Raw genomic sequence first — 20,986 nt, 5'->3', positions numbered from 1 at the left:
GCTCCAGATATCGGATCTGACGGATGGTTCATTCTCTATCGGGGTGAACGGGACATAAGTGCCCGATCGTCTTCCGAGGCACGCACCGCGCCGGGGCAATTGGTCCATTGGAATTGACGATCCCGCTGATGCGGAAGGTTCTGCCCCGCGGAAGGGGCGGGGCAGGCCGGCGTCGCGTACGCACGCCTGCGAAAGGTGCCGCGTCGGCGCCCGAGGGCGCCCAGGGGCCCGGGAGCGGGTACCCGAGAGCAACCCGCTCCTCATCCCTCTTTGTCAGCCGGCCGGCACGACGTTGGTGGCGTCCACCGCGGGGCGCAGCCCTCGGGCGAGTTCGACGGCGTCGCCCACGGCCCAGAAATGGGTGAAGAACAGGCGGGGGTTTTCCGTCAAGTGGTGGTTGTGCAACTCGACGAGCTTGATCCCGCCGCGGCGCAGGGCCCCCAGTACGTTCTGGACCTCCTCGGCGAGCATGACGCAGTCGCCGCTGAGCGCGGCCCGGCCGCCACCCAGCGGCTGGAAGATGAACGCGCTGGTCGATCCCAGACCGGGAGGCAGTACCAGATGGCCGTCGCAGATCGTTTCCCGACGGGCGAAGACGACCTTGTAGACCACGCCATCGGGGGAACCCTTGGCGCCCAGCGCAGCCTCGATTCCGGCGATGTCCAGGTCGTGGGGGATCGGCGGGCCGGTCGGAACCGCCGGCGGGGTCCCGGTGAGGTCGAATCCCGCGCGCAGGCCGCGTGCCAGGGCCATTGCGTCGTAGCCGTGTCCGTGGACATGGGTCCACCAGATGTCGGGTGTCTGGGCGAGCAGATGCTTGTGGAGCGCGGTCTGGGCGATTCCATGCGACTGGAAGGCGTCGCTCACCTGCTGCAGTTCGTCCTCGGTGACCGCTACATCGCCCATCACCATCGTGCTGCCGTCGGCGTAACGGACGAAGGACACGTGCGTGCCCAGCGCGAGCGCCGGTGTGATGGAGATGCCGTCGGAGACCACGCGAAGATCCCCGCGGGGGAAGGGCGTGTGGTAGGCCGTTCCCCGCAGCATGTTGCCTCGGCGGCCCAGCGTGCGTGCGACGTCCGCCCAGTCCGACTCGGTGGTGGTCACCGGCTTGATCCGCCGGTGATTCCGGCCCCCCGGCATCCCGGGCATCCCGGGCACCCCGGGGGGCGGGGGATGAGCGGCGGCCGCCCCCGCCCCGGCTCCGGCCAGGATCGGTGCCAGTGCCGCTGCGGCCAGCACGCGCCGCCGCGACGTAGTCGCCCGTGTGTGCGTGTCCTGCTGTCGATCTTCAGCCATCATCTGATCGCCTCCATGGCGAGATGAAACCATGCGAAAACCGGATGAAAGCGGATGCTTCGTCATGAGGCGGGTCCGGATGGGCCAAGCGTGTGACGCACGCTCAGGCCAGCGGGGCGCAGGAGCGTCCGATGGGGGAGCCGGCCCGATGGGAGATACCTGGGCCGTCGCTGCTCGGCGGGGGTGGCGCACCGTCGTTCGACGGTTCCGCCTGAACGGCACCGTCTTCACCTCAGAGGAAGGACAGTTGGGGCGACAGGCCGAACGCGGCGAAGGCGTCCGGGTCCTGGAACAGGGGGTGCGGCTGATGCCGGAGACGGTGACGGTGAAGACCTGGAGTGTGTGCAGACGGTACGCGCCGTCGGCGGCTCCGGCTCTCGATCACGTTCAGGCAGGCGTTGGTGGCGATGCAGTACAGCCAGGTGCGCAGGGAGGCCCGGCGGTCGTCGTACCGCTCGTACGCACGCCATGCCCGCAGGTACGTCTCCTGGACCAGGTCCTCGGCGGCGTGGAGCGAACCGAGCATCCGGTAGCAGTGCACCAGCAGTTCACGTCTGACGGGGTCGACGCGGACGGCGAAGTACACGCAGGACGCGACCGCGGTGCTGCCCGGTTCGTACAGCGACGGAAAGGAGGCGTTCCGTGCGCGGATGACGGTCGGATACCACAACTGCCCGGCCGGCAAAGCCTGATCTCACGCCCTCCGGCGGCCCATCGATCGGGTGAAATTCCGCTGGGGGCGGGGTGGGCGTTCGGCCTTGCAATTCAGGGCCGAACGCCCGCCCCGAGGGTCGACGCGCATGGCATGTCGGGTGCGCCGTCTTTGGGACAGTGCCGCTCCACGATCAAGGAGCGGGGTGAGCGGCGTGGCCGTGGTGGGCCGGCAGAGGCTGAGCGATCTGGGCGGGGCGGGCGGGGCTGGTGACGGTGCGGGTGGTGGTGGCAGGGATGTGCTGAAGCACAGCGACGGCCCCTGGCTGCGGGCCGCCGGGGGAGCCGAGTCGCTGTACACGCTGTTGGGGCCGGTGAAGACCGAGTTGGAGACCGCGCACGAAGGGGTCGTGACGGGGATCGTCGGGCTGGAGGCGCTGGCCGAACTCGGCGCCGTACGCGAGTCGTGGCAGCGGCGGATCGAAGCCGCGCGCTGCGAGTGCGGGAGCCTCGCCGGGAAACTCCGCGCCGTCGCAAGGACCCAGGGCGTCACGGACGAGACCGTGAAGTCGTCCTTCGCAGCGGTTGCGGCACGGAACGGTGGGCAATGACCTCGAAGATCACGTGGGCCCAACTGCGCGACGTGAACTGCGCCGAACTGGAAGGCGCGGCCGATGGCTGGGGCCGGGCCAGCAACCTGGCCGACGCCGGCCGGGACCGCATCGACAAGCAGATGCTGAACGAGTTGCGCGGGACGCAACAAGGCGAGGCGGCCGACGCGGCCGTCGGGCGGCTGCGACAACTCAGCCGGAACTTCCAGTACGTGTACACGGAGTGCGGTCTGCTCCGCACCACGCTGAACAGCATGGCCCACGAAATCAGGGGCCAGCAAAGGGCGTTGCAGGAAGCGCTGGACGACGCGGAAGCCTTGAAGTTCACCGTGCACCCGGACGGGTCGGTGACCTACCCGGAGGCCGGCGAGGGGCTGATCGACGGCAAGCCCATGCCGGGTGGGACGGCGACCGGGGGAGGAGTACCGGGACTGCTGCCGCCCTCGGGTCTCATCGCCCCCAACCCGAACGTGGCCAAGGCGCAGGACATCGCCGACCGGGTGGTCAAGGCCGTGCGGACAGCAGCCGACATCGACTGGCGGTACACGCGGATCCTGCGGGAGTTGAAGGCCGAGGAGGGCCTGAAGGTCCCCGACTCGACCTGGACGGACGCGGCGACAGACGCGGCAACGGTAAGGAACGCTGCGGGCGCCTACCTGAACGAAGCCATCCCGCACGACGCCAGCCCGGCCGAACGCAAGGCGTGGTGGGCCGGGCTGACGCAGGAACAGCAGGAGGAGTACCTCGCGGTGTACCCGGACCAGATCGGCAACCTGGACGGAATCCCGGCGGTCGTACGGGACGCCGCCAACCGGGACAACCTTCAGCTGCTCATCGGAAAGCTGGAAGGGCAGGACGGGGACAAGGCGGAGACGCAGTTGGCGGGGTTGCGAGAGATCGACCGGCAACTGCACGACGGCCGGAAGCCACCGATGTTCCTCCTTGGGATTGGCGACGAGGGGAATGGGCGGGCGATTGTTTCTTACGGGAATCCGGATACGGCTCGGAATGTGTCGGCTTATGTGCCGGGGCTGAATACGTCTTTGGATGAGGACTTCGCCAAGGGGGACCTTAAGCGTGCTTGGGATACAGCTAAGGGGGCCAATAAGTACGACCACTCGAGCGCGGCGATCGTTTGGCTCGGTTACGACGCACCACAGACCCCGGACGGATTGGGGAGTCTCGCGGTAATGGGCAACGATAGAGCCGAAAGGGGTGGCAGTGCATTTAATGGATTCATGGGCGGATTGGTGGCTACGAATGAGAATGAGGATCCGCACCTGACGGCTATTGGGCATTCCTACGGTTCGCGCACTGTCGGTGCTGCAACTCAGCAGGTTGGTGGGATTCCCGGGGTGGACGACATCGTGCTCGTTGGCAGTCCCGGGGTCGGCGTGGATCACGCTGAGGATCTCGGGGTTGGAAAGGATCACGTCTTTGTCGGTGCGGCTGAGAATGACGTGGTGACCAAGCTTCCCTCCAAGCGGCAGGCGGCTGTCGGCGTTGTGGGATTGATCGCTGGAGGACCGGCCACTTCCTATGTGGCCGGCGACCTCGCCGATCCGGGAGATGACGATCTCTGGTTCGGTAAGGACCCGGCGAGCGAGGCATTCGGTGCGAGACGTTTCCCTGTGGGTGAAGGGCCGCGGCTGATCAGCGGGCATGGCTTCTCTATCGACGCGCACTCCCAGTACTTCGATCCGCAAAGGGATGCCGTTTCGGCAGACAGTATTGCTCTCATCGCTGCGGGTCGTTCCGGCAAAGTAAAGATGGAGGAGCCGCGTTGAGTCGTCGACTCCAAACCGTTGGAGTGGCAATGCTGCTCTGTTTGGCGTTTGCCGGATGTTCGAACGAAGAGAAGCGATCCGATATGGACATGCAGGGCGCAGCGAACCGGGCTGACAAGATTCTTGACGCAGTACTGGCTGAAATCCAACCTCAGGTTCAATGGGCGCATGGCCCGACTAGTACCGGCAGCTGTGACGTGTCCCGGATGCGCGTCGTGATGACGATTGTGTCCGAAGAGCGTCGAGGTAGCTTCCTAGGAGTAGTGGATCGATTCTGGCGGAAGAGCGGCTATCGGATCAAGGCAATCAACAATGATGTGGACGTTCCTGCGATTTATGCCCAGACAACGGACGGCTTCGGCGTCACCCTCAGCATCGGCGGCAAGGGCCAGGCCTTCTTCGAAGTCGACAGTCCCTGCGTGAAGGAATCAGAGGTGGCCGAGTCCACCACGCCACCCAACGGTCCTGCGTACGAGGACGTCTATCCCCTTCCACGCCCCAACGTGCACTCCGACTTCTGGTCCGCCGGAGCTACCTGACGTCACATCAGGACAAGGTCACCTGAACCTCCATATGCACCGTGCACTTTGAGTCTCGCATTGGGTCCTGGGACCCATGCCTCACCCAGTGCCTGTGTGGTCGCATACGTGGAGTGGCGGATCTGTCGCTGCTCACTGCACCCACTCACAAGGCAGGGGACTCGCCGTGTCTGGCATACGAGGGTTAGCGGTTCCGGGTGGCGTTGACCCGGATGCTGTCGTGGTCCATCCGGGCAGGCAGCCCCTGCCGAGCACGTTGCAAGCAGTGCTGATCCTCGTCCGTGTGCTCTTCGTGGTCACCGTCGTCGGTGTGATCGACGTGTTGTCGGTGGCGTCCTCGGTCGATGCGGTGAACGGCCGGCTGCTGGGCATGCTGCTGTACGCGGCGTTACCGGGTGTCACCGGGTTCGTCCTCTCGCTGTATCTGTGGACCGGTGGCGTCCGGATCCGGCGCGGATTCCTTGCCGTACACGTCTGGCTCGTCCTCGGGGCGCTGGCCACCTTGGGTGGGGACGGCGGCGTCCAAGGTGTCTTCCAGTTGGTGATACCTGTCGCCGTCGTCGTCCTTTTGTGCCTGAGGAGTTCCCGCGCCTGGTTCAGGCTCAGCCCTGAACAGCGCGCCGCGCAAAGGCCGTTTTTTCTCACGCGGGTGATCAGGTCCCGTCGTGACCGTGGCCAGACCGCGATGGAGTACCTCGGCGCGGTCCTGGTGGTTGTGGCCCTTGTCGGTGCGCTCATGGCGACGCAGGTCGGCGGGCAGCTGACCGGTGAGATCCAGAGTGCGATCTGCCGGCTGACCGGTAGCGCCTGCCCGGCGGCGGGCAGTGGCGTGGTGGCCGGTCATGGCGCCGATGGCGGTGGTGCTGCCTCTGGCGGTGGCGGTACGGAGTCCGGCGGTGTGGACTCCGGAGGGTCGACCGTCGCCGGAGGTACTTCCGCGTCCGGTGGGTCGGGGGCATCCGGGGGCACGGACTCGGGTGGGTCCGCAGCATCCGGGGGATCGGACTCCGGGGGGTCGGGCTCCGGCGGTTCAGCGGCCTCGGGTGGTTCGGACTCGGGTGGCACGGATGCCTCGGGCGGGTCCACCGCTTCCGGCGGACACGGCGGCAGCGCCACCCAGGCCGCCAAGGGTGGCGGCGGTTCGAGCGCCGCCGGTCACGCATCGGAAGGCGGCTTCTTCACCGGGCTCGTCGGCGACGGCCTCTGGGGCGATGTCAGCGGTGCCGCGGATGCTGTCCTCCACCCTGTCACGAACGGCAGGAACCTCGGCGACCAGGTCGCCCAGTATGCGCAGAGCGCGAGCGACAAGTGGTCCCAGGGCGACCGCGCCGGTGCGGCGGGGGAGCTGATCAAGGGGGCCACCGGGGTCGGCGGCGTCGGCGCCGGGCTGCCCGGTTCCGGCTCCCGTGTCGGGGCGGCCGTGCAGGCGGACCAGCGCGACTATCTGAACGCCCGCATCCCGCGCAACGGCACTGCTGCCGGGCGCAAGGCGTGGTGGGACGGGCTCACGCAGGACGAGCGCGACCAGTACCTCGCCCTTTCCCCGGATCAGATCGGCAACCTCGACGGAATCCCGGCGGCGACCAGGGACGCGGCCAACCGGAAGAACCTGACTCAGCTGATCGAGAAGCTGTCCGGGCAGAAAGACGCGAAGTCGCAGAAGCAGCTCGCCGGACTGCTGGAGATCGAGCGGCAGTTGAAGGAGAACGGGAAGCAGCCGCCGATGTACCTGCTCGGCATATCGGACGAGGGGAACGGCCGGGCGATCGTTTCGTTCGGGAATCCGGACACGTCGAAGAACGTGTCGGCGTATGTGCCCGGGCTGAACACCTCTCTGGACGTGGAATTCGCGAAGAACGATCTCAAGCGGGCTCGCGACACGGCGATCGGCGCCCAGGGGTACGACCAGTCCAGTGCGGCGATCGTCTGGCTCGGCTATGACGCGCCGCAGACGCCGGACGGGCTGAGCAGCCTGGCGGTCATGGGTACGGGGCGGGCGGAGAAGGGCGGCGCGGCGTACAACGACTTCATGAGCGGGCTGGTCGCCACCAACCAGAACAAGGATCCGCATCTGACGGCCATCGGGCACTCGTACGGTTCGCGGACCGTGGGAGCAGCTGCGCAGCATGCCGGCGGAATCCCGGGGGTCGACGACATCATTCTGGTCGGCAGCCCGGGGGTGGGTGTGGATCAGGCCGTTGATCTCGGGGTCGGTGCCGGACACGTCTTCGTCGGCGCCGCGGCGAACGACCCGGTGACCAAGCTCCCCTCCAAGCTGCAGGTTGCCGTGGGCACGCTGGGGATGCTGGCGTTCGGTCCGGCTGGTGCATACTTCGCCGGGGATCTGGCCGACCCGGGGGACGACGATCTCTGGTTCGGCAAGGACCCGGCGAGCAAGGCATTCGGCGCCAGGCGCTTCCCCGTGGGCGACGGACCACCGGTGGTCAGCGGCTCCGGCCTGAGCTTTGATGCCCACTCTTTCTACTTCGATCCGGTGAGGGATGCCGTCTCGGCGGACAGCATCGCTCTGATCGTGTCGGGACACGCCGACAGGCTCAAGATGGAGGCACAGCGATGAAGCGACGGTTCCGGATCGTTGCGGTGGCCCTGGCCCTCGGCTTCTCCCTGTCCGCGTGCGGGAGCGAACACCAGGTACAAGGGGACGCCGGAGGAAAGAAGGGGCGCATGGACATGCAGCAGGCCGCCGAGCGGTCCGACAACATGCTGGACGCGGTGCTCAAGGCCATCGATCCCGAGGTGCAGTGGGCGCACGGGCCGACGACTGCGGGGACGTGCGATGTGACCCGCAGGCGCACCGTGATGACCATCGTGTCGGCGTCGCGCCGGGCGGATTTCCTGGATCAGGTGAAGGCGTTCTGGCGGAAGAGCGATTACCGGATCAAGGCGATCAACAATGACACGGAGTTCCCGGCCGTCTATGCCCAGACGGACGCCGGGTTCGGTATCAGTGTCAGCTTCCGTGGAAAGGGGCAGGCGTTCTTCGAGGCGGACAGTCCTTGTGTGAAGGAGTCGAAGGTCGCCGATTCCACGTCCAAGCCGAACGGCCCGGCGTACGAGGGTGTCTACCCCCTGCCCCGTCCCAACGTGCACTCCGACTACTGGTCCGCCGAGGCCTCCTGAAGGCGCGTCAGTGACGGGAATCCGCGCGTGGACGCCCCGGTCGGTGACCCCGGTGAGCCCGCCTGTGCTCCGAACAGTTCGCACACACCCGCGAAACCGACCTTGAACATGCCCCCGATGGGGGATGGTTGAGGGGTGCGGAAATTCTGGGTGGTCGGTGGGATCGGCATCGGGGTCGCCATGAGCTTCGTGGCCCTGCTCGTCGTCGGTACGTACTCCGCTGCCGCCGGCCTCGGTGGCGTCGGCGGCAACGGGGCCGTCGGGCTGGCGAAGGGGGCCGTGCCGGCGAAATTCGAGTCGCTCGTGCAGAAGTGGGGCACCCTCTGCTCGGCCATCAACCCCGCGCTCCTCGCCGCACAGTTGTACCAGGAGAGCGGGTGGAACCCGCGGGCCCAGAGCAAGGCCGACGCGCAGGGCATCGCGCAGTTCATCCCCGGTACCTGGTCGGGGCACGGGATCGACGGGGACGGGGACGGGGACCGCGACGTATGGGATCCGGCCGATGCCATCCCCTCCGCCGCCAGCTATGACTGCGAACTCGCCGGGTACGTCAAGAAGGTGCCGGGGGATCAGACGGACAACATGCTGGCCGCCTACAACGCCGGTGCGTACCGGGTCATCAGCTCGGGCGGCGTACCGAAGATCGCGGAGACGCAGAACTACGTCAAGATCATCCGTTCGCTGGAGAAGAGCTTCGCCCGGCCGGTCGGGCGGGTCGAGCCCTCGCGGCAGGCGGCCGGGGCAATCTACTTCGCGCAGAAGAAGCTCGGCACGAAGTACCTGTGGGGTGGGAACGGCACGCCTGAGCAGGGCGGACGGTTCGACTGTTCCGGGCTGACGCAGGCCGCGTACCGGACCGTGGACATCGAGCTGCCGCGGGTGGCGAACGACCAGTACAACGCTGGGCCGCACCCCTCGCGGGACGAGCTGCTCCCCGGTGACCTAGTCTTCTTCTCGGAGGACCTGACCAACTCCCGGGCAATCCACCACGTCGGGCTGTACGTCGGGGGCGGGTACATGATCAACGCGCCGTACACCGGGGCCGTGATCCGCTTCGACAAGATCGACACGCCTGACTACTTCGGTGCGACACGCGTGACGAAGGACGGCGCCGCGGCACTGCCGACCGCCCAGCCGACGGGGTGACAGGGAGTCCACCGTGGCCGGAACTCTCCGTGAAGCCTGGGCCCTGAGCTGCGACGACGAGTCTCTCTTCGATAACGTCATGGTGATCATTCGGTGGAGAGTGGAACGTACACGCGGAGAGCGTCGTTCCCTGGACTGGGACAGCATGCGCACTGACCATGCGGCGCTGACCGGCACAGTCGCGTACCTCACGCAGCGGTGATCGAAGTAGTGGTCGAACCGAAACGGGGGTTCGTCAAATGCGGTGCACACGGGTGTGCGCCGCGGCAGCAGACAAGGCAAGGGGCTGCAGCGGATGGCTGGACTCGCACTGGATGCGTCGAACCCTGACGTCAGCCTGCTCTATGACATCAATGGGCTCGCGAAGTCCGCTCCGACCTGGTTCGACCGGGTCATGGAGTTCGTCGGCGAGTACGGGATCATGCTCGGCATGGTCCTCGTGGTCCTGTGGTGCTGGTGGAGCGTCCGCCGGCGCGGTACGGCCGAGGACTCGGTGACCGCGGTCGCCGGGATCGTCTGGGCACCGCTCGCCGCCGGGATCGCGCTGCTTGTCAACATTCCGATCCGGGGCTTCGTGGAGCGGCCGCGCCCGTTCCGCGACCACCAGGGCCTGGATGTTCTGGTGTCGGGGAAGAACGACTTCTCGTTCGTGAGTGACCACGCCACGATGGCGATGGCCCTCGGCGTCGGGCTGTTCGTGGCCAACCGGAAATTCGGCCTCGCCGCGATCGCCCTCGCGCTGGCGGAAGGGTTCTGCCGGATCTACATGGGGGTCCACTACCCGACCGACGTCATCGGCGGATTCGCGCTCGGCACGGCTGCCGTGCTGCTGCTCTCCCCGCTCGCGATGGCGCTGCTGACGCCGGTCGTCGCCGCCGTCTCGCGGTCGGAGCGGGTGGGATGGCTCGTGCGGTCGCGGCGGCCCGTGCCGGCCGCGGCCGAGGGGCGCCCGGTCGGGATCCCGGAGCCGCGCCCGCGGTCGGGCGGCGGTGGCGAGAAGGGTCTGGCCGCCTGAAGGCGACGTGACCGAGGGAGAACCGGGGGCGTTCACGCCCCCGGTTCTGCGTTACAGCGCCTGCGGGAAAGTGAAGAGGCGCTCGGGGTCGTACTGCTTCTTCACCCGGGTGAGCCGGTCGGCCGCCGTTCCGTAGTACGCCTGCCGCCAGTTGGTCAGCGCCGGGTCCGTGTAGTTCTGGTACGCCGCCCCGGACGCGTACCGCCGCAGCGCGCCATGGGTGTTTTTCAGCCAGGCCTGCTGGGCCGTGCCCGCCGTGCCGGGTCGCCAGGCGGCGATGTACTGAGCGAGCATCCGTGAGCGGCGGTGGACGAACGCCGTCGCCCGCGGGTCGACCCGGTTGATCGCCCCGCCGAGCGCGGTGAGCGCGATCGATCCGCCGCCGCCGCTCGAGGTCACGCCGATCCGGGTGAACGCCTCGGTCCGGTCGAGAAGGGCCCGTATGCCCGCCGGGGACAGGGAGTGGTCGAAGAAGTCGGACGCGGCGGCGTAGGTCTCGCGCTGGAGCGCGCCCTGCGTGGTACGGCCGGGTGTCGTACCCGGCAGCCGGCACTGCGCGGCGGTGAGGCCGGAGCAGCCCGCGTACACCAGCATCGCCTCCTCGTAGCTGCGGCGGCGCAGCGACACCGAGGACGCCGGTGCGCCGATCCGGTCGGCGAGACGGTCGACGGCGTTCTGGAGGTCGCCGTAGGTCCCCAGGCTGAACGCGGCGACCGATACGGTCGGGTTGCCGCCGCCCGGTCCCGCGGCGAGATGTACGGAGGACCAGATCTCGTCCGGCTGGTCCGGGCCCCACTTCTGCCAGGCGGCGATGACGGACCGGGCGCGCGACCACGGCCACGACATGTACGCGGTGACGGTCTGTGGGGCCGGGCGGGTGCGGAACGTCAGCTCGGTGACCACGCCGAAGTTACCGTTGCCCGCGCCGCGCAGCGCCCAGAAGAGGTCGGGGTGGTGCTTGGCGTCGGCGGTCACTGTCTTGCCGTCAGCGGTGACGAGCGTTGCCGAGGTGAGGCTGTCGCAGGTCAGGCCGTACGCGCGGGACGCGACGCCGTGGCCTCCGCCGAGCGTGAGACCGGAGATGCCGACCGTGGGGCAGGAGCCTCCGGGGACCGTCAGCCCGTGGCGGCCGAGACCCCGGTAGACGTCGATGAGTTTGGCACCCGCGCCGACGGTGCCGTCCCGGTCGACCCGGGAGAGTGACGAGACGTCAATGACCAGGCGCCCGTTGCCGCTCGACCAGCCCGCGTAGGAGTGGCCGCCGCTGCGGATCGAGACGGGGGTGGAGGTGCGGCGGGCGAAGGCCAGGCACTCACGGATGTCCGCCTCGTGCCGGACGTACGCGACGGCTGCCGGTTTCTGGCCGTCGAAACGGGTGTTGTAGAGCTGGCGGGCCGTCCGGTACGCCGCATCCTCGGGGCGCACGAGGGTGCCGTCGAGGCTCGTGGCCAGGGCGGGCCAGTTCGCCTTGCCGGTTGGGGCGGACGGTGAGCCGGCTGATGCGGGCGACGTGCGGGTGGTGGTGGCCGCGGTGGTGGCCGAGGAACCCGTGCCGGCGCCTCTGCAGGCGGTGGCCGTGGCGCCGGCCAGGGCCGTTGCCGCGCCCGCGGTGAGCAGGGTGCGGCGGTTCAGCAGGGTCATCGGACCTCCGGGTCGTGGCCTCGCGGGTCGATCGGTCGGGCGACCGTCGGGTGGATCGGTTGTCGGTGATCCGTGATCAGCGGGCGTTGTGGTGTTGCTCGGCGTCGGTGCGGGCGCGGTCGCGGGAGCGACGGGCCGGGCCGGCCCATCCGCATCCGCAGCGGGCGATGCAGAACGAGCCGCGTTCGATGGTGAAGGGCTCGTGGGCGGGGGGCGTCGGCGGGGTGGCGGGAGCGGTCGGCGGGACCTCCGCGGTGTGTTGGTCGTACACGCGTCCACGGTACTGGGGACGGGCACCCGTCCGTGAGGCCCATGAGGACGGCGTGACGGTGGACACGGGTGGTCGTTATGCGGGGCAAGCGGTACGTCGTTGAGGGTTGGCAGGCGATGGTGGTGCAGCAGCACAGGTCCGGAAGCGGGGCGCGCGCTGTCTGCGCCCTCGCCGTGGTGGGCGTGATGGCGGCGGCCGCCGGATGCTCGGACAGCGGTGGTCGGGGCGGGACCGGCGCCGGCGGCCGGAGTGCGGCGGACGAGCGGGGCGGGGGCGATTCCCTCGATGTGATCCACCGGGCGGCCGCGGTGCTCGCCGGGGCAGGGGGAGGGAATCGGCCAGGGAGCCGGGACGTCGCCGGGCGCGCCGAGGTGCGTACGTCGATGGAGACCGCGGCAGGCGGGACGCGGGTGACGATCACCGGCCGGGGGACGTACGACTTCCGCAGGCAGCTCGGGCGGCTCACCGTGGTGCTGCCGAAGGACGCCGCGGGCGAGTACGAACACCGCCCCATCACCGAACTCCTCGCCCCCGGTGCGCTCTACATGAAGAACCGTGGTGCCGGAGTCCCCGCCGGCAAGTGGGTCAGGGTCGATACGACGGCCCTGGAGGACGGCAATCTCGTCACGGGCGGGGTCACCGATCCCATGGCGGCCGCCGAACTGCTGCGCGGGGCGGACAAGGTGACGTACGTGGGGGAGAGCGAGCTCGCCGGGGTCATGGTCCGGCACTACCGGGGGACCGCGGACCTCGGACGCGCGGCGCGGGCCGCCTCGCCGCGATCGCGTGGCGCACTGGCCGCGGCGGCGAAAGGGTTCCGCACGGACGCGGTGCCGTTCGACGCGTATCTGGACGAGGCGGGGCGGCTGCGGAAGGTGCGGCACCGGTTCAGTTTCGCCAACGGAGGACCGGCGGTGGAGGTGGTGTCGACGACGCTCCTGTCCGGGTTCGGGACGCCCGTGGATGTGCATCTTCCGGACGATCGCGACATCTACACCGGGCAGATCGAGCAGGGGTGGCGATAGCGGCGGGCCGGGCGCGTAGGCATCCGGCGGGGCCGAAATGGTCCGTCCGTGCCATGCGCGGTGCCTGGTCCGCTCCTTACGCTAGTGCCGTGACCGGCAATGTGTGCCCGATGAGGAGTGTCGTCCGGCGCGTGCGATCGCAGGGCGGCCGGACGTCCTGGGTGGAGCTACCAGGGCTTGTGGCCACCGCGGCGAGCGGGCGTGCTGGGCGGTGCGACGGGGCAAGGCCTGCCGGGAGGGGCACGAGGAAGTCGGCGACGGCAGTGAGAGGTGACGTACGTGGTGACGCTCAGCACTCGGACCGTTCAGGACCATGTGGCCCTCGCCGAGATCGAGCTGTGCGGTGAGTTGATGATCGCGGCGTCGGCCGCGATCGGGGAACGGCTCAGCGCGGACCGTATCGACGAGGTGCTCAACGTCGGTGCGGGCATCGAACACGCCGCCGTCCCCCGGCAGAGTGACCACCGGGGATGACGGACAGAAGCGCACGTCAGGCGGCGCCTCGGACGGTGCCCCACGAAGTGCGACCGCACGCCGTGCGACCTCCCGCGGTGCTGCCTCAGGTGCGGAGCAGGCGCGCGATGGCCTTCGTGGCTTCCTCGACCTTCGCGTCGATCTCCTCGCCGCCCTTGACCGCCGCGTCGGCGACGCAGTGGCGCAGATGCTCCTCGAGAAGCTGGAGCGCGAACGACTGGAGAGCCTTGGTGGACGCCGAGACCTGCGTGAGTATGTCGATGCAGTAGACGTCCTCGTCGACCATCCGCTGCAGGCCACGGACCTGGCCCTCGATCCGGCGCAGCCGCTTGACGTGGTCGGCCTTCTGGTGGTGGTAGCCGTGTATGCCGCGGTCGTGGTCGGTGAGGATCTCCGCCGTTTCCTCGGTGGGTTCCGTCGCCTCGGTGGTGGTCATTGCTGCCTCCCGTTTTCCCTTTACCCTGCGCTTTATATACCCCTGGTGGGTATATCTTAACGAACTCGGCTGAACCGTGACCGGGGGCCCGTGCTGATCAGCGTGTTCGATGCGCGACACTGAAGAATGCCGGTTAGCCGTGGCCGGATGATGCGCCTAGCATCAGCCTGACCGAAACCAAAGCATCCTGAGGACCCCACGTGCGCTTTCGTCTGACCCCCAGGGAGACGAGCTTCTACGACATGTTCTCCGCATCCGCGGACAACATCGTCACGGGCTCGAAACTCCTCATGGAACTGCTCGGGGCGGACGCTGCCTCCCGAGTCGAGATCGCGGAACGTATGCGGGCAGCGGAGCACGCAGGGGACGATGCGACCCACGCGATCTTCCACCAGCTGAACTCCTCTTTCATCACGCCGTTCGACCGCGAGGACATTTACAACCTCGCATCGTCGCTCGACGACATCATGGACTTCATGGAGGAGGCCGTCGACCTGGTCGTGCTGTACCAGATCGAAGAACTCCCCAAGGGCGTCGAGCAGCAGATCGAGGTGCTGGCGCGGGCGGCCGAGCTGACCGCCGAGGCGATGCCCAACCTGCGCACGATGGACAACCTCACCGAGTACTGGATCGAGGTCAACCGTCTGGAGAACCAGGCCGACCAGATCCACCGCAAGCTGCTCGCCCATCTTTTCAACGGCAAGTACGACGCCATTGAGGTGCTGAAGCTCAAGCAGATCGTGGATGTGCTGGAAGAGGCGGCCGATGCGTTCGAGCACGTCGCCAACACGGTGGAGACCATTGCGGTCAAGGAGTCCTGAACCACGTGGACACCTTTGCGCTGATCGTGACCATCGGTGTCGCGCTCGGCTTCACCTACACGAACGGCTTCCACGACTCGGCGAACGCCATCGCCACCTCGGTCTCCACCCGGGCGCTGACCCCGCGGGCGGCTCTGGCGATGGCCGCGGTGATGAACCTCGCCGGTGCCTTCCTGGGACAGGGAGTCGCCAAGACCGTCAGTGAGGGCCTGATCGCGACGCCCGAGGGGCAGAAGGGGATGGGAATCCTCTTCGCCGCCCTGGTCGGCGCGATCATCTGGAACCTTGTCACCTGGTATTTCGGTCTGCCCTCGTCGTCCTCGCACGCGCTGTTCGGCGGCATGGTCGGTGCGGCGCTGGCCGGCGGAACGCTGGTGCACTGGAACGGGGTGCTCGACAAGATCATCATCCCGATGTTCGTCTCGCCGGTCGTCGGTCTGGTCGTGGGCTATCTGGTGATGGTCACGATCATGTGGCTGTTCCGGAAGACCAACCCGCACAAGGCCAAGCGCGGATTCCGCATAGCGCAGACGGTCTCGGCGGCAGGCATGGCGCTCGGGCACGGTCTGCAGGACGCGCAGAAGACGATGGGCATCGTGGTGATGGCGCTGGTCATCGCCGATGTCGAGAGTCCGAGCGCCCCGATTCCGGTCTGGGTGAAGCTCGTCTGCGCGCTGATGCTCTCGCTGGGTACGTACGCGGGTGGCTGGCGCATCATGCGGACGCTCGGCCGGAAGATCATCGAGCTGGACCCGCCGCAGGGATTCGCCGCGGAGACGACCGGGGCGTCGATCATGTTCGGCTCGGCCTACCTGTTCCACGCGCCCATCTCCACGACGCATGTGATCACCTCGGCGATCATGGGTGTGGGGGCCACGAAGCGGGTCAACGCGGTGCGGTGGGGGGTCGCGAAGAACATCATCCTCGGGTGGTTCATCACGATGCCGGCCGCGGCGCTGGTCGCCGCCGCGAGTTACGGGGTCGTTGTTCTGCTGTTCGGGTGAGTGACGCCCCCCGGGCTTGAAGTGAAAGGGGTCCGCCCCCGCTCCCTTGTGAGGAGCGGGGGCGGACCCTTCGCCTTGAGGGTGGCACCGCCATGCAGCACCCCAAAGGCTGTCTGTGAACGGGGCCGGTTCGCCGGAGGGGTGTGGTGGGTTCGCCGGTGGAAACCCACCACCGGCAGTTACCACCCACGCCCCCGTCCCGGGCCGACCCCGTACCCGGGTGACCTGGTCACCCGAAGCGGCCGGAGATGTAGTCCTCCGTCGCCTGGACCGACGGGTTGGAGAAGATCCGTTCCGTCTCGTCAATCTCCACGAGCTTGCCGGGCTTGCCGACCGCCGCGAGGTTGAAGAACGCCGTGCGGTCCGAGACGCGGGCCGCCTGCTGCATGTTGTGCGTCACGATGACGATCGTGAAGCGCTCCTTCAGCTCGCCGATCAGGTCCTCGATGGCGAGGGTGGAGATCGGGTCCAGGGCGGAGCACGGCTCGTCCATCAGCAGCACATCCGGCTCGACCGCGATCGCGCGGGCGATGCACAGGCGCTGCTGCTGACCGCCGGAGAGGCCGGAGCCCGGCTTGTTCAGGCGGTCCTTGACCTCGTTCCAGAGGTTGGCGCCACGGAGGGACTTCTCGACGACGTCCGACAGCTGACTCTTCTTGTACGAACCGTTCAGCTTCAGGCCCGCCGCGACATTGTCGAAGATCGACATGGTCGGGAAGGGGTTCGGCCGCTGGAAGACCATGCCGACCGTGCGGCGCACGGTGACTGGGTCGACGTTGGACGCGTACAGGTTCTCGTCGTCCAGCAGGACCTTGCCCTCGACGCGGCCACCGGGGGTGACCTCGTGCATCCGGTTCAGGGTGCGCAGGAAGGTGGACTTGCCGCAGCCGGACGGGCCGATGAAGGCGGTCACGGAGCGGGGCTCCACGGTCATCGAGATGTCCTCGATGGCGAGGTGGGAGCCGTAATAGGCGGACAGACCGCTGACGTCGATGCGCTTGGCCATCTGAATCACTGCTTCTTTCGTGCCGCGGTCAGCGGCCGGTCTTCGGGGCCTTCCAGCGGGCGATGCCGCGGGCCACCAGATTGAGGATCATGACGAACGCGATCAGGACCAGAGCGGCGGCCCAGGCACGGTCGTACGACGCCTCGCTGCCGATCTGGAACTGCTCCCAGATGTAGAAGGGGAGCGACGACTGTGCGCCTTGGAAGGGATTGGTGTTGATCAGCTGGGTACCGAAGACCAGCAGAATGATCGGCGCGGTCTCGCCGGCGATCCGGGCGATCGCGAGCATCACACCGGTGGTGATACCGCCGATCGCGGTGGGCAGGACCACCTTCAGGATGGTGCGCCACTTGGGGATGCCGAGAGCGAGTGATGCCTCGCGGAGCTCGTTCGGGACGAGCTTGAGCATCTCCTCGGTGGAGCGGACCACGACCGGGATCATCAGGATCGCGAGCGCCAGCGAACCCATCAGGCCGGACGGCTGGAGATCCGCCATCAGCATGATCGTCAGGATGAAGAGACCGGCGACGATGGACGGGATACCGGTCATCACGTCGACGAAGAACGTCACGACCTTGGCGAGCGCGCCCTTGCCGTACTCCACCAGGTAGACGGCGGCCAGCAGGCCGATCGGGGCGGAGATCAAGGTGGCGAGGCCGACCTGCTCGAGGGTGCCGATCAGCGCGTGGTAGACACCGCCGCCCGGCTCCATGCCGAGCACGCCGGACATGGAGTGGGTGAGGAAGTAGCCGTTCAGGATCTTCGAGCCGCGGTTGATCGTCGTCCAGACCAGCGAGGCCAGCGGCACGACGGCGAGGAGGAAGCACACCCAGACGACGCTGGTGGCGAGCCGGTCCTTGGCCTGGCGCTGGTTCTCGACGACCGACGTCGTGATGTACGAGATGACGACGAAGAGCACTGCGGAGAACAGACCCCACTGAATGTGGCTCTGCCAGCCCGCCGCCGCGCCGATGCCGACGCCGAGCACGAGCGCGACGGCCGCGAAGGCGAGTGGGGCCCAGCGGGGGAGCGCCCGGCTGCTGAGGCTGTTCCGGGAAGCGGCCGCTGCGGGGGCGGGGCGCTTCTGTATGCCGGTGTTGGCTGCCTGGCTCATGCGTTGGCCCCCGAGTACTCCTTGCGGCGGGCGATGATGAGCCGGGCCGCGCCGTTGACCAGCAGGGTGAGGATGAAGAGGACGAGGCCGGAGGCGATCAGGGCGTCACGCCCGAACTGGTCGGCCTCGCCGAACTTCGCGGCGATGTTCTGGGCGAACGTTCCGCCGCCGGGGTTGAGCACATGCGCCGAGATGACGAAGCTCGGCGACAGGACCGTGGCGACGGCCATCGTCTCGCCGAGTGCGCGGCCCAGGCCCAGCATCGACGCGGAGATCACGCCGGAGCGGCCGAAGGGCAGCACCGAGAGGCGGATGACTTCCCAGCGGGTGGCGCCGAGTGCGAGGGCGGCTTCCTCGTTCATCCTCGGGACCTGGAGGAAGACCTCGCGGCTGACGCTCGTCACGATCGGCAGGATCATGATCGCGAGCAGGATGCCGACGGTGAAGAGCGAGCGGGCGACGCCGACCTCGGTCTTGTCCAGGACGTACGTCCAGCCGAAGAACTGGTCGAGCCAGAGGTTCAGTCCCTCCAGGTACGGGACCAGGAAGAGTGCGCCCCAGATGCCGTACACGATGCTCGGCACTGCCGCGAGCAGATCGACGACGTACGCGAGGGGTGCGGCCAGCTTGCGCGGCGCGTAGTGCGAGATGAAGAGGGCGATACCGACAGCGATCGGAACCGCGATGACCATCGCGATGATCGAGCTGACGATCGTGCCGAAGAGCAGGACCGCGATACCGAAGACCGGCTTGTCGCCGACCGGGTTCCAGTCCAGCGTGGTGAGGAAGTTGCCCTGGTCCTTGGAGATGGCGAGGGTCGCGCGGTACGTGAGAAACACGGCGATCGACGCCATGATCACGAGCACCAGAATGCCTGCGCCCCGCGAGAGGCCCAGGAAGATTGTGTCGCCGGCGCGTCCGGCGGCCTTGGGCCTGGCGCGCTTGCGCTGCACCGGGGGCACCGGTGGCGTGTCTATAGGTGTGGTGGAAGCCATGGTCTTTCCGGTCTGTGTGGGGGAGCGATGTGCTCCCCTGGCGGCGGTGCACCGGATGGGGGTGGTGCCGACGGGCCGGTCCGGAGGGGTGCACCGGGCCGGCCCGTCGGGTGTTGCTGGTGGAGCTGGGTTTCAGCTGGTGTTACGGGTGTTGCTTGTGCTTACTTGAGGGACGCGATGGTCTCGCGGACCTTGGCGTTGATCTCGGTCGGGATCGGCGCGTAACCGGCCTCGGTGAGGAGCTTCTGGCCCTCGTCACCCGCGGTGTAGTTCAGGAAGGACTTGACCGTGGGGAGCGTCTCGGCCTTGTTGCCCGTGTCGCAGACGACCTCGTAGGTCACCAGGACGATCGGGTACGCACCCTCGGCCTTGGTGGTGTAGTCGAGGTCGAGCGCCAGGTCCTTGCCGGTGCCCTTGATCTTGGCGGCGGCGATGGCCTTGGAGGCGTTCTCCGAGGTGGCCTTCACCGGGGCGGAGCCACCGGTGTTGATGTCGACCGTGGAGATGGACTGCGACGAGGCGTACGAGAGCTCGAAGTAACCGATCGAGCCGTCGACCTGCTTCACCTGGGCGGCGACACCGGCCGAGCCGGACGCGGCCTGGCCACCGGGGGCCGGCCACTTCTTCTCGGGCTCGTACTTCCAGTCGTTCGGCGCGGTGGCGGCGAGGTACTTGCCGAGGTTCTGCGTGGTGCCGGAGTCCTCGGAGCGGTGGAAGGCCTGGATCGCCTTGGCCGGAAGCTTCGCGTCCTTGTTGAGCTTGGCGATCGCCGGGTCGTTCCACTTCTTGATCTTGCCGTCGAAGATCTTGGCGAGCGTGGGGGCGTCCAGCGTCAGGCTGTCGACACCCTCGAGGTGGAAGCCGATCGCGATGGGGCCGCCGACCATCGGGAGGTTGATGCCCTGGCCGGTCTTGCAGACCTTCTTCGAGTCCGCGACCTCTTCGGGCTTCAGCGCCGAGTCGGAACCGGCGAAGCCGACCGTGCCCTGGTTGAAGGCGATGATGCCTTCACCGGAGGACGACGCCTTGTAGTTGACCTCGACGCCCTTGCAGCCCGCCATGTAGTCCTTGACCCAGAGGTCCATGGCGTTCTTCTGCGCGCTGGAGCCGGAGGCGAGGAGCTGACCCTTGGCGTCGTCGCACTTGATGTTCGACGCGGCACTCGTCTTCTCGCCGCTGCCGCCCGTGTCGCTGCCGCTGTTGTTGTCCGAACCGCACGCCGTGAGGACCAGGGCGCTGGAGACGGCGAGGGCACCGAGCGCGGTGGCACGAAGCCGGTTCTTGCGCTGAAGCTTCACTTTCGGGTTTTTCCTTCCAGGAGCCGCCGAGGTCTTGTTTGTTCTACGACGGCGTGCGAAGTGATGGGTGGTGCGGCGTCTCGCCGCGCACCGTGCACCGTTGAAATTAGGCGAAACAGGTGAAGTGGCTTACGGGAGAGAGTGAACAGAAGGTGAACCGTGGCGGGCGGCCTGGTTCTCGCCGCGGGGGCCCTGGGCGGGGGTTTTGTCCTCGAGCGCCGGGCGGGCTGGGTGTGCGGGGTTGCCGCGTGCGGCGGGTTCGGGTCCACGGGGTGGGCGGTTCCGTCCTCAATTGCCGGACGGGCTCCGTTGGTGCCCCGGTCCGGGGCGGGGGTTTTGTCCTCGAGCGCCGGGCGGGCTGGGTGTGCGGGGTTGCCGTGTCCGGCGGGGTTCGGGTCCACGGGGTGGGCGGTTTTGTCCTCAATCGCCGGACGGGCTCCGTTGGTGCCCCGGTCCGGGGCGGGGGTTTTGTCCTCAAGCGCCGGACGGGCTGGGTGTGCGGGGGTTGCCGCGCGCGGCGGGTTCGGGTCCACGGGGTGGGCGGTTTTGTCCTCAATCGCCGGACGGGCTTGATGTGTGCGTCTGGCCCCTGGTGGCACCGTTCGCCTGCCCGGTGAGGGGTGGTCCGGGGCCCCTCCGGGGTGTCTCCTCGGGCGACGAACGTTCGGCGGGTACGCGAGGGGTGCCCGGGTCTTTGTTCGTCGCCCTGCGG

At 68.0% G+C, this 20,986-nt stretch carries 19 protein-coding genes and 1 pseudogene; 11 read left to right on the top strand and 9 right to left on the bottom strand.

Annotation, left to right across the window (positions count from 1 at the left end):
• Positions 1 to 273 precede the first annotated feature (273 nt).
• A complete protein-coding gene (locus ACIBB8_RS31935) occupies positions 274 to 1,107 on the bottom strand; it encodes a DUF1259 domain-containing protein (protein WP_398958073.1) in 834 nt (277 codons plus the stop codon).
• Between the two features lie 553 nt (positions 1,108 to 1,660).
• Positions 1,661 to 1,825 (bottom strand): annotated as a pseudogene (locus ACIBB8_RS31930) (sigma factor); the annotation flags it as partial.
• 331 nt (positions 1,826 to 2,156) lie between these two features.
• Here ACIBB8_RS31930 and ACIBB8_RS31925 point away from each other — a divergent pair.
• From ACIBB8_RS31925 to ACIBB8_RS31895, 7 genes are all read left to right on the top strand, one after another.
• A complete protein-coding gene (locus tag ACIBB8_RS31925; protein ID WP_398958071.1) occupies positions 2,157 to 2,561 on the top strand; it encodes a hypothetical protein in 405 nt (134 codons plus the stop codon).
• Positions 2,558 to 4,348 (top strand): alpha/beta hydrolase, encoded by a 1,791-nt coding sequence (locus ACIBB8_RS31920; protein WP_398958069.1) that lies wholly within the window; start codon positions 2,558 to 2,560, stop codon positions 4,346 to 4,348. Before ACIBB8_RS31925 ends, ACIBB8_RS31920 begins: the two co-directional genes overlap by 4 nt.
• 29 nt (positions 4,349 to 4,377) lie before the next feature.
• Positions 4,378 to 4,887, top strand: a complete 510-nt coding sequence (locus ACIBB8_RS31915; protein ID WP_398958109.1) for a hypothetical protein — start codon at positions 4,378 to 4,380, stop codon at positions 4,885 to 4,887.
• Positions 4,888 to 5,152: 265 nt separating this feature from the next.
• The gene (locus ACIBB8_RS31910) at positions 5,153 to 7,465 is read left to right on the top strand and encodes an alpha/beta hydrolase (protein WP_398958067.1); all 2,313 of its coding nucleotides are present in this window, start codon (positions 5,153 to 5,155) and stop codon (positions 7,463 to 7,465) included.
• A complete protein-coding gene (locus ACIBB8_RS31905) occupies positions 7,462 to 8,028 on the top strand; it encodes a hypothetical protein (RefSeq protein ID WP_398958065.1) in 567 nt (188 codons plus the stop codon). Before ACIBB8_RS31910 ends, ACIBB8_RS31905 begins: the two co-directional genes overlap by 4 nt.
• A gap of 150 nt (positions 8,029 to 8,178) precedes the next feature.
• Positions 8,179 to 9,174, top strand: a complete 996-nt coding sequence (locus ACIBB8_RS31900) for an NlpC/P60 family protein (RefSeq protein ID WP_398958107.1) — start codon at positions 8,179 to 8,181, stop codon at positions 9,172 to 9,174.
• Positions 9,175 to 9,469: 295 nt separating this feature from the next.
• Positions 9,470 to 10,189: a phosphatase PAP2 family protein gene (locus ACIBB8_RS31895; RefSeq protein ID WP_398958063.1), complete on the top strand. Its 720-nt coding sequence runs from the start codon at positions 9,470 to 9,472 to the stop codon at positions 10,187 to 10,189.
• A gap of 51 nt (positions 10,190 to 10,240) precedes the next feature.
• Here the strand turns inward: ACIBB8_RS31895 and ACIBB8_RS31890 are convergent, their stop codons facing one another.
• Positions 10,241 to 11,830 carry an FAD-binding oxidoreductase gene (locus ACIBB8_RS31890; protein ID WP_398958060.1) on the bottom strand — a complete coding sequence of 530 codons (1,590 nt, stop codon included), beginning with the start codon at positions 11,828 to 11,830 and terminating at the stop codon, positions 10,241 to 10,243.
• 76 nt (positions 11,831 to 11,906) lie between these two features.
• Complete coding sequence (locus ACIBB8_RS31885; RefSeq protein WP_398958058.1) at positions 11,907 to 12,101, bottom strand: hypothetical protein; 195 nt, start codon at positions 12,099 to 12,101, stop codon at positions 11,907 to 11,909.
• Positions 12,102 to 12,217: 116 nt separating this feature from the next.
• Between ACIBB8_RS31885 and ACIBB8_RS31880 the strand changes: the two genes are divergently transcribed.
• Complete coding sequence (locus ACIBB8_RS31880; protein ID WP_398958105.1) at positions 12,218 to 13,126, top strand: hypothetical protein; 909 nt, start codon at positions 12,218 to 12,220, stop codon at positions 13,124 to 13,126.
• 279 nt (positions 13,127 to 13,405) lie between these two features.
• Positions 13,406 to 13,600, top strand: coding sequence for a hypothetical protein (locus tag ACIBB8_RS31875; protein WP_398958056.1), 195 nt, complete (start codon positions 13,406 to 13,408; stop codon positions 13,598 to 13,600).
• A gap of 85 nt (positions 13,601 to 13,685) precedes the next feature.
• Here the strand turns inward: ACIBB8_RS31875 and ACIBB8_RS31870 are convergent, their stop codons facing one another.
• Positions 13,686 to 14,036, bottom strand: a complete 351-nt coding sequence (locus tag ACIBB8_RS31870) for a metal-sensitive transcriptional regulator (protein ID WP_398958053.1) — start codon at positions 14,034 to 14,036, stop codon at positions 13,686 to 13,688.
• A gap of 200 nt (positions 14,037 to 14,236) precedes the next feature.
• Here ACIBB8_RS31870 and ACIBB8_RS31865 point away from each other — a divergent pair, with 200 nt between their 5' ends.
• Both ACIBB8_RS31865 and ACIBB8_RS31860 read left to right on the top strand, forming a co-directional pair.
• A complete protein-coding gene (locus ACIBB8_RS31865; protein ID WP_345512440.1) occupies positions 14,237 to 14,857 on the top strand; it encodes a DUF47 family protein in 621 nt (206 codons plus the stop codon).
• A gap of 5 nt (positions 14,858 to 14,862) precedes the next feature.
• Positions 14,863 to 15,861, top strand: a complete 999-nt coding sequence (locus ACIBB8_RS31860; protein ID WP_398958051.1) for an anion permease — start codon at positions 14,863 to 14,865, stop codon at positions 15,859 to 15,861.
• A gap of 229 nt (positions 15,862 to 16,090) precedes the next feature.
• Here ACIBB8_RS31860 and pstB read toward each other — a convergent pair whose 3' ends face one another.
• The 4 genes from pstB to pstS all read right to left on the bottom strand — a co-directional run bounded on the left by pstB (position 16,091) and on the right by pstS (position 20,274).
• Positions 16,091 to 16,867 carry a phosphate ABC transporter ATP-binding protein PstB gene (pstB, locus tag ACIBB8_RS31855; protein WP_398958049.1) on the bottom strand — a complete coding sequence of 259 codons (777 nt, stop codon included), beginning with the start codon at positions 16,865 to 16,867 and terminating at the stop codon, positions 16,091 to 16,093.
• Positions 16,868 to 16,895: 28 nt separating this feature from the next.
• Positions 16,896 to 17,981 carry a phosphate ABC transporter permease PstA gene (gene pstA / locus ACIBB8_RS31850; protein ID WP_398958047.1) on the bottom strand — a complete coding sequence of 362 codons (1,086 nt, stop codon included), beginning with the start codon at positions 17,979 to 17,981 and terminating at the stop codon, positions 16,896 to 16,898.
• Positions 17,978 to 18,976, bottom strand: a complete 999-nt coding sequence (gene pstC / locus ACIBB8_RS31845; protein ID WP_398958045.1) for a phosphate ABC transporter permease subunit PstC — start codon at positions 18,974 to 18,976, stop codon at positions 17,978 to 17,980. Before pstC ends, pstA begins: the two co-directional genes overlap by 4 nt.
• Before the next feature lie 161 nt (positions 18,977 to 19,137).
• On the bottom strand, positions 19,138 to 20,274 hold the full coding sequence (gene pstS, locus ACIBB8_RS31840) for a phosphate ABC transporter substrate-binding protein PstS (protein ID WP_398958043.1): 1,137 nt from the start codon (positions 20,272 to 20,274) through the stop codon (positions 19,138 to 19,140).
• Between the last annotated feature and the right edge of the window lie 712 nt (positions 20,275 to 20,986).

This window comes from Streptomyces sp. NPDC051286, from assembly GCF_044455345.1.
GTDB lineage: Bacteria > Actinomycetota > Actinomycetes > Streptomycetales > Streptomycetaceae > Streptomyces.
The sequence above is the reverse complement of the archived record's forward strand: the minus strand, read 5'-3'. Positions and strand labels throughout refer to the sequence as shown.